The 14,133-nt window shown below is 71.8% G+C and carries 10 protein-coding genes and 1 riboswitch; of the genes, 7 read left to right on the top strand and 3 right to left on the bottom strand.

All coding sequences use genetic code 11. From position 1 onward, the window contains the following. The first annotated feature begins 140 nt into the window (after window positions 1-140). A complete protein-coding gene (locus ACIBNA_RS00880) occupies window positions 141-1,496 on the top strand; it encodes an SWIM zinc finger family protein (RefSeq protein ID WP_399163143.1) in 1,356 nt (451 codons plus the stop codon). A 175-nt stretch (window positions 1,497-1,671) separates the two neighbouring features. Next, window positions 1,672-3,336: a DUF5691 domain-containing protein gene (locus ACIBNA_RS00875; protein WP_399163142.1), complete on the top strand. Its 1,665-nt coding sequence runs from the start codon at window positions 1,672-1,674 to the stop codon at window positions 3,334-3,336. A gap of 128 nt (window positions 3,337-3,464) precedes the next feature. Here the strand turns inward: ACIBNA_RS00875 and ACIBNA_RS00870 are convergent, their stop codons facing one another. Beyond that, window positions 3,465-3,881 carry a cobalamin B12-binding domain-containing protein gene (locus ACIBNA_RS00870; RefSeq protein ID WP_059424972.1) on the bottom strand — a complete coding sequence of 139 codons (417 nt, stop codon included), beginning with the start codon at window positions 3,879-3,881 and terminating at the stop codon, window positions 3,465-3,467. 496 nt (window positions 3,882-4,377) lie between these two features. Here ACIBNA_RS00870 and ACIBNA_RS00865 point away from each other — a divergent pair, with 496 nt between their 5' ends. Beyond that, a complete protein-coding gene (locus ACIBNA_RS00865; protein WP_399163141.1) occupies window positions 4,378-5,241 on the top strand; it encodes an esterase/lipase family protein in 864 nt (287 codons plus the stop codon). Between the two features lie 105 nt (window positions 5,242-5,346). Then, window positions 5,347-6,999, top strand: coding sequence for a M23 family metallopeptidase (locus ACIBNA_RS00860; RefSeq protein ID WP_399163140.1), 1,653 nt, complete (start codon window positions 5,347-5,349; stop codon window positions 6,997-6,999). Window positions 7,000-7,049: 50 nt separating this feature from the next. Here the strand turns inward: ACIBNA_RS00860 and pcrA are convergent, their stop codons facing one another. Continuing rightward, entirely contained in the window at window positions 7,050-9,530 is a 2,481-nt protein-coding gene (gene pcrA / locus ACIBNA_RS00855; RefSeq protein WP_399163139.1) for a DNA helicase PcrA, read from the bottom strand. Between the two features lie 290 nt (window positions 9,531-9,820). Further along, window positions 9,821-9,994: riboswitch (cyclic di-AMP (ydaO/yuaA leader) on the top strand. Window positions 9,995-10,002: 8 nt separating this feature from the next. Here pcrA and ACIBNA_RS00850 point away from each other — a divergent pair. Together ACIBNA_RS00850 and ACIBNA_RS00845 are read left to right on the top strand one after the other, a co-directional pair. Then, window positions 10,003-11,175, top strand: a complete 1,173-nt coding sequence (locus tag ACIBNA_RS00850) for an NlpC/P60 family protein (protein ID WP_399163138.1) — start codon at window positions 10,003-10,005, stop codon at window positions 11,173-11,175. Window positions 11,176-11,286: 111 nt separating this feature from the next. Next, a complete protein-coding gene (locus ACIBNA_RS00845; protein ID WP_399163137.1) occupies window positions 11,287-12,300 on the top strand; it encodes a hypothetical protein in 1,014 nt (337 codons plus the stop codon). On the opposite strand, the gene ACIBNA_RS00840 is transcribed toward ACIBNA_RS00845, so the two are convergent. After that, window positions 12,278-12,631 carry a hypothetical protein gene (locus ACIBNA_RS00840; RefSeq protein WP_010036449.1) on the bottom strand — a complete coding sequence of 118 codons (354 nt, stop codon included), beginning with the start codon at window positions 12,629-12,631 and terminating at the stop codon, window positions 12,278-12,280. The genes ACIBNA_RS00845 and ACIBNA_RS00840 overlap by 23 nt on opposite strands. A 422-nt stretch (window positions 12,632-13,053) precedes the next feature. On the opposite strand from ACIBNA_RS00840, the gene ACIBNA_RS00835 reads away from it, so the two are divergent. After that, complete coding sequence (locus ACIBNA_RS00835; RefSeq protein WP_399163136.1) at window positions 13,054-14,121, top strand: NlpC/P60 family protein; 1,068 nt, start codon at window positions 13,054-13,056, stop codon at window positions 14,119-14,121. The last annotated feature ends 12 nt before the right edge of the window (window positions 14,122-14,133 follow it).

The following is a 14,133-nucleotide window of genomic DNA, read 5'->3' as shown; positions in this document are numbered from 1 at the left end:
AGTCCCCCTCCAGCTCGGCCGGTTCGGATCTGGCATCCACGTTGCACCACACCACTGACAATGCGTTCTGACCTGCGCAAACGCCCGGCCGCAGCCGCTCGCGGACCCGATTGTCAGTGGTGGGATCTACCTTCGATGGCATGACTCAGCAGGGGGTGCGCTGGACCGCGGACCAGGTGCTGGCACTGGCGCCTGACGCGGCATCACGCAAAGCGGGGAGCAAACTCGGCGCGGCGGGGCCGTGGTCCGAGGCGGGGAGTTCCGACGAGGGGACGGTGTGGGGGCTGTGCAAGGGCAGCGGAAGCAAGCCGTATCAGACGATCGTCGACATCGCGGACGCCTCCGGGCCCGCGTACAAGTGCAGTTGTCCGAGCCGCAAGTTCCCGTGCAAGCACGCGCTCGGGCTGCTGCTGCTCTGGTCGGGCGGCGACGCGGCGGTGCCGACGGGAGAGGCGCCGGAGTGGGCCGGGCAGTGGATAGCGGGGCGGCGTAAGCGCGCGCAGGAGACGAAGTCCGGGGACAGCTCCGGTTCCCCGTCCGGGTCCGCTGATCCGGAGGCGGCGCGGCTCCGGGCGGAGCGGCGGACAGAGCGGGTCACGGCGGGCGCGGTGGAGCTGGAGCAGCGCCTGGCGGATCTGTTGCGCGGCGGTCTGGCGACGGCGGGGCAGTCGGGTTACGGCCTGTGGGAGGAGACGGCGGCCCGCATGGTCGACGCCCAGGCGCAGGGCCTGGCCGGCCGGGTCCGGGAGTTGGGGGCGATCCCGTCCACCGGACCGGGCTGGCCGGTGCGACTGCTGGAGGAGTGCGCGCTGCTGCATCTCCTCGGGCAGGGCTGGCTGCGCCGCGAGCGGCTGCCCGATGCCCTCGCCGCCACGGTCCGCTCCCGCATCGGCCTGCCGGCCTCCGCGGACGGCCCGCCGCTGCGGGACCGCTGGCTGGTGCTCGCGCAGTACGACACGGCGGACACGCGCCTGACGACCCGCCGGATCTGGCTGTACGGCGCCGACTCGGACCGCACCGTACTGCTCCTCTCCTACGGCGCCGCCGGCCGCGCCCCGGAGCTGGCGCTGCCGGTGGGCCTGACCTTGGAGGCCGAGGTGTCCGCCTACCCGGGCGCCGGGCAGCTGCGGGTGGCCCTGGGCGAACAGTTCGCACCGCCCGCGCCGACGGCGATACGTCCGCAGGGGGTGACGACGTCCCGGGCGGCCGCCCGCTACGGCGACGCCCTGCGCGACGATCCCTGGCTGGAGTCCGTCCCGGTGACGCTGGACCGGGTCGTCCCCACGCCGGACGGCGACTCCTGGCAGTTGGCGGACGCGGACGAGGACGCGGCGTTGCCGCTCACTCCCGCCGCGCGTTCCCGGCCGGGCCTGTGGCGGCTCGTCGCGCTGTCGGGCGGCGCCCCGGTCAGGGTCTTCGGCGAATGCGGCCACCAGGGCTTCACTCCGCTGACGGCCTGGCCCGAGGGCCGGGGCGACGCGATAGCCCTGTGCTGAGCCGACGCCGACGCCGACTCCGAAGCCAGCGCAGACGCCAAAGCCAAGTCCGGCGGCCTGGCCTTTCCGACCCGACCCACCCTTCTCTCAAATCCACGAATCTTTCAGGCATCCCGGGACAACCGGTAAGGGTGAGCCTTCAACAACCCCCGGGCGCCCCACGGAAAGGAAGCTCATGAACAGGACCTTCGCTCCTGTGGCCGCGCCCCCGACGGGCGCCTGGGAGGAGCTCGTCACCACGGCGCTGCTGGGCACGGACCGGCGCACCCCACCGGGCACCGGCGCGGGCCCTCAGGCACCGGCGGCCCTGCTGGACGCGGCGGCCGTGGAGACCGTACGACGACGGGCCGGTCTGCGTCCGGCGCGGGCGGCGGAGCGTCCGCAGCCGGCCCCGGAGGACCCGCGTCCGGCTCTGCCGCCGGCGGCCGCCCGCAGACTCGCGCTGTTGCTGGCCGACCGCCCCGGCGCGTCCGGCGGCGGCCGCCGGGGCACCGCGCCCGACCTGACGGAGCTGCTGCCCCAGTGGCTCGCGACGGCCAACGCCCGTGGTTTCGCACCGCCTCCGCAGATGCTTCCCGCGCTGCTGGACGCGGCCCGGGGGCGTACCGACCTGCGTCCGGCGGCGCTGGAGTTCGCGGGGCCGCGGGCCCTGTGGCTGGCGCGACTGAACCCGGACTGGCGGTTCGCCCTGCGCTCGACACCGGGCGGCGGAGCGGCCCTGCCGCATCTTGAGGACGACGACAGCGTCCGGCAACTGTGGCAGGAAGGCCTGTTCGCCGAACGGGTCGCCCTCCTGTCCGCGCTGCGCTCCCGCGAACCCGCCGCCGCGCGCGAACTGCTCGCGACGACCTGGGCGACGGAACGGGCCGAGGACCGGCTGATGTTCCTGGACTCCCTGCGCACGGGCCTGGGCCCGGACGACGAGCCGTTCCTGGAACAGGCCCTGGCCGACCGCAGCCGCAACGTAAGGGCGACGGCGGCGGAACTGCTGTCGGCGCTGCCCGGTTCGGCGCTCGCCGCGCGGATGGCAGTCAGGGCGGAGGCGTGCGTGGCCATCGACCACACGCGGCCCACCCGGGCAGCGGGGGTTGCGGCTTCGGGAGCCACTGTGGCCACGCCGACGATCACGGTCGAAGCGCCGCACGAGTGCGATCCGGGCATGGAGCGCGACGGCGTCGTGGCGAAGGCGCCCGCCGGACGGGGTGAACGGTCGTGGTGGTTCGGCCAGTTGGTGGAGGCGGCCCCGCTCGGGACCTGGTCGCGGCGGCTGGGCGGGCGGACGCCCAGGGAGATCGTGGCGCTGCCGGTCACGGACGACTGGCAGGGCGAACTGCACGCGGCGTGGTGCCGGGCCGCGGTGCGCCAGCGGGACGCCGAGTGGTCGCGCGCGCTGCTCGGGGAGCCCTCGGCGCCGGAGGCGGGCGGCCCGGGCGCGGTGTCCCTGGCCGAGCGCGCCAAGCTGCTCGGCGCGCTGGACGCCGCCGAGCGGGCCGAGTGGGTGGCCGGCTTCATCGCCACGCACGGCCTGTCCGAAGCCTTTCAGCTGCTCGGGGTGTGCGCGGTGCCGTGGGCGCCGCCGCTCGGCCGGGCGGTGGTGGACGCGCTCAACATCGCGCGGGACGCTGGGAGTTATCCATGGAGTTTCAGCGGAGTCATGGGCCTGGCCGAGCGCTGCCTGGACCCGTCCGAGTCCGGCCGCCTCGACGCCCTGCTGGCCGTACCCGACGAGCCGGAGAACGCCTCACCCGGCGCCGGGGGCTACTGGGCGGAGGCCTTCCAGCGCCTGGTCACGACGTTGCGCCTGCGAGCGGCGATGACCGAGGAGCTGAGCACTCCCTGACCCCGGTCCACGTCACAGGGCCGACACGAGCCGCAGCGGCCACGCAGGTCGCCGTCACCACAGAGGGCAATCGCCCACCTACGACACCCCGGGCCACCGGCGCAGAACGCGGCGCCACCGCCGGAGGCCTACGCCCCGGCCGGCTGGCGTACGTTCGCCCGGACCCAGTCCACGATCGACGCCGTCGTCGCACCGGGCGTGAAGATCTCCGCGACGCCCTTCTCCTTCAGCAGGGGAATGTCCGCCTCGGGGATGATTCCTCCGCCGAAGACCAGGATGTCCTCCGCGTCCCGCTCCTTGAGCAGGTCGATCACCGCCGCGAAGAGCGTGTTGTGCGCGCCGGAGAGAATGGACAGCCCGATCGCGTCGGCGTCCTCCTGGAGCGCCGTGTCGACGATCTGCTCGGGAGTCTGGTGGAGCCCGGTGTAGATGACCTCCATACCGGCGTCGCGCAGAGCCCGCGCGATCACCTTGGCCCCGCGATCGTGACCGTCGAGGCCCGGCTTGGCCACCACCACGCGGATCGGACCGGCTGCCACACCCATCACTGCCTCCATGAAGCGACTACATCCATCCGTACCGACAAGTACCGCACACATCGCGCACGTCGTACAGCACGGACACCCCGCCCCGAACCGTCCGGGCAAGTGAACGAACGTTATCTCCAGGATCCCGCGACCGGCAGTTTCGCGGTGCGGACCGAGGGGGAAATCACACGATGGGACAAGCGCAAGGGGAGCCGCGACGAAGTTGCCGTACCGCCGCCCCACCCACCACTCACAGCGGCGGTACGGCACTTCGGCGAAGGCACGCGGGACACGCAGGGCACGCACAGCACGCAGGGCAGACACGGCGCACCAGCGGGGAGCCTCGTCGCACCGACAGGGGACCCCGTCGAACCACCGGCGTCACACGCGCCACTAGCCGCGCTCCGTCCCCGCGGCTCACGCCGCTCACGCAGTCATCGGCCGTCTTCGCCGTTGCTTTCCACGAGGGCACACGGGGGCGGCTGTCCTCCCGCGTGCCGACAGGAGGTCGGCCATGAAGGTCACCAGGGCAGGTCTGCCCTTTCTTCCGTTCTGCCAGCGTCTGCTGCCGAGCCGCCTGGCGGGACTTTCCCTGGCGCTCCTGAAGGCCACGGCCCTGGAGTTCGCGATCCTGGCCGGGCATCTCCTCCTCTACCCCTCCGGCATCACCCAGGAGCGACGGGCCCCCGCCCCGGCACTGCCCACGGGCGGCGCCGCCCAACTGCCCACGGAGGCCAAGCCCCCGGTCGTCCTGCTCCACGGCTTCATCGACAATCGCTCGGTCTTCGTCCTGCTGCGCCGCAGCCTCGCCCAGCACGGCAGGCAGCAGATCGAGTCCCTCAACTACTCGCCGCTGACCTGCGACATACGCGCCGCGGCCGAACTGCTCGGCCGGCATATAGAGGAGGTCTGCGAGCGGACCGGCGCCCCGCAGGTCGACGTCGTCGGGCACAGCCTCGGCGGCCTGATTGCTCGTTACTACGTGCAGCGGCTCGGCGGCGACACGCGCGTGCGGACCCTCGTGACGCTCGGCACGCCGCACTCGGGCACCCGAGTGGTGCCCTTGGCCAACGCGCACCCCATCGTGCGCCAGATGCGCCCCGGCTCACCGGTGCTCGAGGAGCTCACTCGGCCGGCCCCGGGCTGCCGTACGCACTTCGTCAGCTTCTGGAGCGACCTTGACCACGTGATGGATCCGCTGGAGACGGCCTGTATCGACCATCCCGATCTGACGGTTGAGAACGTGCGCGTGACCGGCATCGGCCATCTCGCCCTGCCCGTGCACCCCGCCGTCGCCAACGGAATACGGCAGGTTCTCGACACGGCCCGCCCGGGTGAACCGTCCGCCGGCCGGACCGGCGGTCTGACGGTGGCCTGAGACTCGTCATACAGCCGGCACACAGCGTCGAAGCCTCGATCAGCCTCGAACAAACTTCGAACACAGGGCCAAACCCGTGCCCGCAGTCCGCCAAAACACGGCCGAATGCCCCTTTCCTGCGCGCGCGAAACCTGCCGAAGATTGTCGTGCCCGCGTACCGCCGGGTACAGTCGCCGCACTGCTCTGGCAGCCCCTGTTGTCGAGGCGAAAGAGAAGTTGGTGAACGACCGTCACCCGTCGGGGACCATGACCCCGGCTCCGGCTTCCGACGCCGACTCGGCGCATTACGCGTCGTACGGCACCCAGGAAGCCCAGTACGGCGACTTCACCACGTACAGCGACTACGCCGCCACGGGATTTGACACCACCGGCACCGACGGCACCGGTTTCGCCGCCACCGGCCACACCACCGCGACCTTCGCCACCGATCCCCTCTTCGGCGACATGCCGGGCACCGGCCACGACTCGGGCACGTACGACACCGGCCATTGGCCCACGGGTGCGCACGAGAACCCGCACTACGACGCGTACGCGGCCCAGCATCACGCCGGCTACGACACCGGCGTCTACGACACGACGTCCTGGACGGCCGAGCAGCAGCCGCTCTCGGTCATCCCGCCGCAGGCCACCTCCCCGGACAGCACTGGGCAGTGGGACGCCGGTGCCTGGCTCCAGCCCGACCAGTCCGGCAATCCGGCCGACCAGACCCAGCAGTGGGAATGGGGCACGCAGGCCTTCGACACCGGTGCCTACGACGCCACGCAGTGGAACACCGACGGCGCCGCCGCGCCGGCCCCCGACGCCTACGAGCAGCACGGCGAAACCTTCGAGCAGCACGAGACCGCGACGTTCGAGCAGGTCGCCTACGACGAAGCCGCCGGGGCCGCCTATCACGACCCCGCCGAGGACGGCGGCGAGCCGGTCGCCACCGGCGAACTGCCCACCGTCGCCCCGCTCCTGGACGGCCAGGAAGAGGCCGGCCAGCGCGCCGCCTCACGGGCGGCCTCGCGCGCCGGGTCCCGTTCCCGCCGCCGTACGCCCCCCAAGCGCTCGGCGCTGCTGACCATCGCGGTGCCCTCGGCATGCGTGATGGGCGTCGCGGGGATCGCCGCCGCCTCCGTCGGCAGCTTCACCGACGACGGCGCCGTGGAGGCGCAGACGACCGCGGCGGACGCGCAGCCGGTGAAACCGGCCGCGGCCAACAACAAGCTGGACACGCAGCTCCAGAGCCTCGCCGCCGGCGCCGACGACTTCGCCGACCGGGCCAGCCGTACGCAGGAGCGCATCGACCTCAAGGCCCAGCAGGCTGCCGAGCGCAAGCGGGCGGCGGAGGAGGCGGCCCGCAAGGAGCGGCTGCGCCCGAAGTTCGCCCTGCCGGTCGCCCGGCACGGACTCAGCGCCTACTACGGCCAGTCCGGCATCAACTGGATGTCCCTGCACACCGGCATCGACTTCCCCGTCTCGTACGGCACGACCGTGATGGCCGCGACCGACGGAACCGTCCGCACGCAGTGGAACAGCGCGTACGGCAACATGATGATCGTGACCGCGAAGGACGGCACGGAGACGTGGTACTGCCACCTCTCCACCTACACGGTCCCCTCCGGTACGACCGTGAAGGCCGGCGATCCGATCGCGCGCTCCGGCAACTCCGGCAACTCGACCGGCCCTCATCTGCACTTCGAGGTGCGCCCGGCCGACGGCTCGCCGATCGACCCGCTCCCGTGGCTGCGCAGCCACGGCATCGACCCGACGTAACGTCCCGGCAGCCCCCGCCCGTCGGACGAACGGGGGCTGATCTCATACGGCTACAGCTTCTCCACCGGCGCGTACCGCAGCAGCAGCCGCTTCGGCTTGGTGTCCCCGAAGTCGATGGTCGCCTCGGCGTTCCCGCCCGTGCCCTTCACCGCCACGACGGTCCCGAGCCCGAACTGGTCGTGCGTGACCCGGTCCCCGACCGCCAGCGACACGACCGGCTTCTCGGAGGTCCGGCGCGTGGCGAAACCGGACGCGCCCGACGCCGACGAACGCGAACGGGACGACGACAGCGAGGCCGCCACCCCGGAGACCGGGCCGGAGGACGCGGGCGCGGTCGCTCCCGTCCGCTTCCACTCCACGTAGGCCGGCGGGATCTCCTCCAGGAAGCGGGAGGGCGGGTTGTATGACGGCTGGCCCCAGGCGCTGCGCAGGGTGGACCGCGTCAGATACAGCCGTTCCCGCGCGCGCGTGATGCCGACGTACGCCAGGCGCCGCTCCTCCTCCAGCTCCTTGGTCTGGCCGAGGGCGCGCATGTGCGGGAAGACGCCGTCCTCCATGCCGGTCAGGAAGACGACCGGGAACTCCAGGCCCTTGGCGGTGTGCAGGGTCATCAGCGTGATGACGCCGTCGCCGTCCTCCTCGTCGGGGATCTGGTCGGAGTCGGCGACCAGTGCGACCTGCTCCAGGAAGTCGGACAGTGTCCCCTGCTCCTCCTCGCCGCGCTCCTGCTCGAACTCCATGGCGACGGCGGCGAGTTCCTGGAGGTTCTCGATCCGGGTCTCGTCCTGCGGGTCGGTGGAGGCCTGCAACTCGGCGAGGTACCCGGTGCGTTCCAGGACGGCCTCCAGCACCGTGGCCGGTCCGGCGCCGGACTCGACGATCGTACGGAGGTCCTCCATCAGCGTGTTGAACCGCTTGACGGCGTTGGTGGAGCGCGCGGCCATGCCGTACGCCTCGTCGACGCGCTTCAGTGCCTGCGGGAAGCTGATCTTCTCCCGCTGGGCGAGGGCGTCGATCATCGCCTCGGCTCGGTCGCCGATGCCCCGCTTGGGGACGTTGAGGATCCGGCGCAGCGGCACCGAGTCCTCCGGGTTGGCCAGCACGCGCAGGTAGGCCAGGACGTCCCGGACCTCCTTGCGCTCGTAGAAGCGGACGCCGCCGACGACCTTGTAGGGCAGGCCGACGCGGATGAAGACTTCTTCGAAGACACGGGACTGGGCGTTGGTGCGGTAGAAGACGGCGACGTCGCCGGCCTTCGCCTCGCCGGCGTCCGTGAGGCGGTCTATCTCGTCGGCGACGAACTGCGCCTCGTCGTGCTCGGTGTCGGCGACGTAGCCGGTGATCGTGGCGCCCGCACCCGCGTTGGTCCACAGGTTCTTGGGGCGGCGGGACTCGTTGCGCTCGATGACCGCGTTGGCCGCGCTGAGGATCGTCTGGGTGGAGCGGTAGTTCTGCTCCAGCAGGATCGTCGTCGCGTCCGGGTAGTCCTCCTCGAACTGGAGGATGTTGCGGATCGTCGCGCCGCGGAAGGCGTAGATCGACTGGTCGGCGTCACCCACCACGCACAGCTCGGCGGGCGGGATGTCGTCCGGGCCCGGCGGTAGGTCGACGGGGTACTCAAAGGTGCCGACGAGCTCCCGGACGAGGGCGTACTGGGCGTGGTTGGTGTCCTGGTACTCGTCCACCAGCACGTGGCGGAAGCGGCGGCGGTAGTGCTCTGCGACGTCCGGGAAGGCGCGGAGCAGGTTGACCGTCGTCATGATCAGGTCGTCGAAGTCGAGGGCGTTCGCCTCGCGCAGCCGCGACTGGTACATCGCGTAGGCCTGGGCGAGGGTCTTCTCGAAGCCGTCGGAGGCCTGGGCGGCGAAGTCCTCCTCGTCGATCAGCTCGTTCTTCAGATTGCTGATCTTGGCGCTGAAGGACTTCGGCGGGAAGCGCTTGGGGTCGAGGTCCAGGTCGCGGCAGACCAGGGCCATCAGGCGCTTGGAGTCGGCGGCGTCGTAGATCGAGAAGGAGGATGTGAAGCCGAGCTTCTTGCTCTCCCGCCGCAGGATGCGCACGCACGCGCTGTGGAAGGTCATCACCCACATCGCGTTCGCCCGCGGGCCGACGAGCTGCTCGACGCGCTCCTTCATCTCGCCGGCGGCCTTGTTGGTGAAGGTGATCGCGAGGATCTGGCCCGGGTGCACGCCCCGCTCGGCGAGCAGGTGGGCGATGCGGTGCGTGAGCACGCGGGTCTTGCCGGAGCCGGCGCCGGCCACGATGAGCAGCGGGGAGCCGGAGTGGACGACGGCGGCGCGCTGGTTGTCGTTCAGCCCCTCCAGGAGGGCGGCGGTGTCCACCACCGGGCGCGGGGCGCCGTCGCGGTAGTAGGCGTCCCGGTCCGGCGGCACGTCGAACTTCCCGCCGAACAGATCGTCCGGAACCGGCTCCGGAGAGTGATCGTCCTCGGGTGGCGGCGGGGGCTCGTCCGCAGGGCCCCGCTGGGCCTGGAGGTCCGCCAGGAAGCTGTCGTCAAAGAGGCTGCTCATCGCTCTCCGAGTCTAGGGCGCCCCACTGACAGCCCGCCGCCGCCCTGAGAACATCGCCGGAATGACCCCCTCGTCACCCTGCACCCCCGCATGGTCACAGCCTGCTATGGCCGTCACAATTATGACGAAGTCGTGACCAACCCCCCTCCACCGATGCCTCTCGGCGACGCTCTCGGGTAAGGTCACGAAAATGTATCGGGCATATCGCCCATCAACCTTCACAAGGGCCACACGAGTTGGCTACCGTGCGGGCAGGCCGCACGACCCCCACCGGCGAACGTCGCCGGGCCGCGCGGCCTCCGCCGAGTCCGGTATGCCGTAGCGGCAGCCGGAGCCGGGGACCCAACCGAGAACTCTGGGGTGAATCGGCCCGACTCCCTTTGCGGAGACGGCCGTAGGGCAACCCTTCCGATGTACCCGCCCGAACCCGACAGCTAACCCGGTAGGCGGAGCACGGAAGGAGTCGCCTCCCTTGGCGTCGCACCGCAAGTCGCGTCCCGCAGGTACGCGCGTCGCAGGCATACGGACCCCCGCCCTCGCAACGGCGGCCCTCACGTCCGTGGCCCTGCTCTCCCAGTCGGCCAACGCAGCCCCCGAGGCCGACGGCAAGCCGAGCCTGGAGGAAGTCGAGAAGAAGGTCGACGACCTCTACCGCCAGGCAGAGTCGGCCACCGACAAGTACAACGCGGCCAAGGAGAAGACCGCGAAGCAGCGCAAGCGCGTCGACACCCTCCTCGACGGCGTCGCGCAGCGCACCCAGAAGCTCAACGAGGCGCGGGAGAAACTGGGTTCCTTCGCCGCCGCCCAGTACCGCACCGGCGCCTCCGTCCCGGACACGGCGACGTTCCTGCTCGCGGACACCCCGCAGGACTACTTCGACCGGACCCAGCTGATGGACCGGATGACCGGCCGTCAGAAGGAAGCGGTCGACGACTACGTCACCCAGCAGTCCGAGACGATGAAGGAGCGCCAGGAGGCCACCGAGAGCCTCGAGACGCTCAACGAGACTCAGGGCGACCTGAAGACGGCCAAGGCCACCGTCCAGCGCAAGCTCGCCGACGCGCGCGAACTGCTGTCGAAGCTGACCGCCGAGGAGAAGGCGCGGCTCGCGGCGATCGAGAGGGAGAAGCAGCAGGAGGCCGCCCGCAAGGCCGACGAGCTGGCCCGGCAGCAGGCCGCGCAGCAGCAGGCGCAGGAGGAGGAGGCCGCCCAGCAGCAGGACAGCGGTTCCTCGTCGGCGGGCTCCGGCTCGTCCACCTCGACGGCCCCGGCCGACTCCTCGTACGCCACCAAGGCCGAGAAGGCGCTCGCCTTCGCCCGCGCCCAGATCGGCAAGCCGTACGTCTGGGGCGCCGTCGGCCCCGGCTCCTACGACTGCTCCGGCCTCACCCAGGCCGCGTGGAAGGCCGCCGGGGTGACCCTGCCGCGCACGACCTACGACCAGGTCGACGCCGGCACCACGGTCCCCGTCTCCCAGGCCCAGCCCGGTGACCTGGTCTTCTTCTACGACGACATCACCCACGTCGGCATCTACATCGGCAACGGGATGATGATCCACGCCCCGAAGCCCGGCACCTATGTGCGCGAGGAGTCGATCTACTACGACGGCGAGTCGTCGATCCACAGCGTGGTGCGGCCGGCCTGAGGGCCCGTACGTCACCGAGGGCACGCACGCGTGGTGGTACTCGCGTGTTTTCGAGGCGCACGCGTGCGTGCCCCGCTCGTCACGCGCGCGGCGCCTCCTAGCCTTGGCCACATGCCCGGCCCCTCCCCCTCCACCGCCTGGTGGGCGCAGCGAGCGCCGTCCGCCAGTGCCGCCGTGCTGGCGACCGGCACCCTGTCGGTCGGTCTGGATCTGGCGGGGTACGACGTCCTCTCGCGCATCGCCATCGGTCTGGCCTGCGCGGCTTGGCTGATGCTCGCCGCGGACTTCACCCTGCGGCTGCTGCTCGCCGGCACCAGGTGGCGGGCGTACGCGGGGGTGCCGGGCCTCCTGGACACCGTGGCGACGGCCGCCCTCACCACCGTGGCGGCGACGGCCGTCCTGGGCGCCGGCTTCTCGGCGTCCGGCTCGCAGTCTCTGGCAGCCGCACTGCTGGTGCTGGCCGTACTGCTCTGGCCGCTGCCGCTCGCCCTCCCCGCGCAGGACGGGGAGCGGCGCGGGCCCGGGACGGTGTTCGCGCGCTGCATGGCCACCCAGGGCCTCGCCGTGCTCGCCGCCACGCTCGCCGCGGAGGAGTCGGCGGCCTGGCTCGCGCACGCGGCGCTGGTGCTGTTCTGGCTCGGGCTCGTGCTGTATGTCCTCGCCCTGGCCCGTTTCGATGTGCGGCAGGTGGCCGAGGGGCGCGGCGACCACTGGCTCGCGGGCGGGGCGCTCGCCATCTCGGCGCTGGCCGGGGCGCGGCTCATCAGCTCCGACAGCGCACGCCTGTACCTGTGGAACGACGACGACCGCGGCGTCCTGCGCCATGTGACCGCCGTGCTGCTCGTGCTCGCACTGGCCTGCTACGCCGTCCTGCTCGCCGCCGAGTTCCTACGGCCCCGGCCCCGCACCGACATCCGCCGCTGGGCGACCGTGTTCACCTGGGCCAAGACGGCGGCGGCCGCACTGGCCGTCGCCGCCACCTTCGACGTCTCCTGGCTCGACGGCCTCGGGGAGGTCCTGCTGTGGGTCGCGGTGGCCGCGTGGCTCGGGACCACCGCCTGGGCGGTCGCCTCGGCCCGGGCCTACGTCCTGCCCGGCCGGGTCAGGTCCAGAGAACGGCGATGAAGACGTTCGCCGTGGTCAGCGCCCCGACCAGGCCGAACAGACCCTTGTCCACCTTCTCGTCGTCCCGTTTCACGTAGACCAGACCGAGGATCACTATCAGCAGCGCCAGCTTCACGCCGATCTTGATGTTGTTCACGGACTGGTCGTCGGCCTGGTTGAGGCCGACCAGGATCACACCGGTGACCAGCATCGTCAGCGCGCCGTGCAGCATCGCGGGGGTGTAGCGGGCGGTGCCCTCGCCCATCGCCTTCATCTGGGTGAGGAAACCGCCCAGGAGGGATGCGATGCCGATGATGTGGAGGCCGACGAAGAGGTGGATGAGTACGTCCATGAGGCCGGAGCCTAATCAGGGGCTCCACACCCCCCCGGCACCGGCCCGTCGGATGCATATATGCGCCCCATAGCACCCGCCCGCCCTCCCGCGCCCGCGAATCGGCGCATTGGTCATCACGCTGAGTTAAGTCGACGGCGGCGAGACGAGATCACGGTCGCATACGGTCACCGTCGGTCCTCTCGGGACACTTCCGCGCACCCGCCCCCGGGCCGCCGCGGCGAGGCTTAGCGTCCTCCACCAGGTGCCCGGCTCCCACCGCCGCCCGGGCCAGGGGCGGCAGTCGGACACCACCGCCGAGAAGGTCCGGCGGCGGTCCGCTTCCCCTGTGCGGGCCGTCGCCGGACGCGCAGGCCGCCCGTCCGCCCCCCTGGCGGCCGTACGCACCCGTCGGCGGTCGCAGGAAAGGACGTGGCCCCCAGGTGGCAGCGCACCGCAAGCCCCGCCAGCGCTCCGTTAGCGGCAACAAGGCCCGTACGGCCGCCACGATCGCCCTCGCGGGCGCGGCGACCGCGACGGGCTTCGACGGCACCGGACACGCCGAACCTGAGCTCACCACCGGCCAGGTCAAGGCCAAGGTGGACGAGCTGTACCAGGAGGCGGAGGTCGCCACCGAGAAGTACAACGGCGCGAAGGAGAGGGCCGAGGCGGCCGGACAGCGGCTGAAGGACCTCCAGGACCAGGCGGCACGCAAGGAGGAACGGCTCAACTCCGCCCGCGAGGAACTGGGTGCGGTCGCCGCCGCCCAGTACCGCGGGGGCGGCCTCGACCCCGCGGTGCAGCTAGCCCTGTCCGACGATCCCGACCGGTACCTGAAGAACGCCGAGTTCGTCGAGCGGGCCGGAAACCGGCAGAACGCCGCCGTCACGCGCGTACGCAAGCAGCTGAGGGAGATCGAGCAGCTGCGGGGCGCCGCCCACATCGAGCTGACGTCCCTGAAGTCGCGGCAGACGGAACTGAAGCGGCACAAGAAGACCGTCACCGGCAAGCTGGGTTCCGCGCGGCAGCTGCTGTCCCGGCTCAGCGCGCAGGAACGTTCCGGGCTCGGCGAAGCGCCAGGCACGGACCGCGCCTCACGCTCTTCCACGGGCCCGCGCGGCACCCTGGCCGCCCCGGGATCCGCCGCCGCCCAGGCGCCCAACTCCCGCGCGGCCGCCGCCGTGTCCTACGCCTACCAGAAGCTCGGCAGCCCCTACGTCTGGGGCGCGACCGGCCCGAACGCCTTCGACTGCTCGGGCCTCGTCCAGGCCGCGTACCGCTCCGCGGGCGTCTCCCTGCCCCGCACGACGTACTCCCAGATCGACGCGGGCCGCCGCGTCTCCCGCTCCGAACTGCTCCCCGGTGACCTGGTGTTCTTCTACGCCGGCATCAGTCATGTCGGCATCTATGTGGGCAACGGCCGCATGATCCACGCCCCGAACCCCTCCGCCCCGGTCCGGGTCGCCCCGCTCGACGAGATGCCGTTCACGGGCGCCACCCGGGTGGTCTGACCGGGCGCGGCG

The organism is Streptomyces sp. NPDC050164 (assembly GCF_044459945.1).
GTDB classification, from domain to species: Bacteria; Actinomycetota; Actinomycetes; order Streptomycetales; family Streptomycetaceae; genus Streptomyces; species Streptomyces coeruleorubidus_A.
The sequence above is the reverse complement of the archived record's forward strand: the minus strand, read 5'-3'. Positions and strand labels throughout refer to the sequence as shown.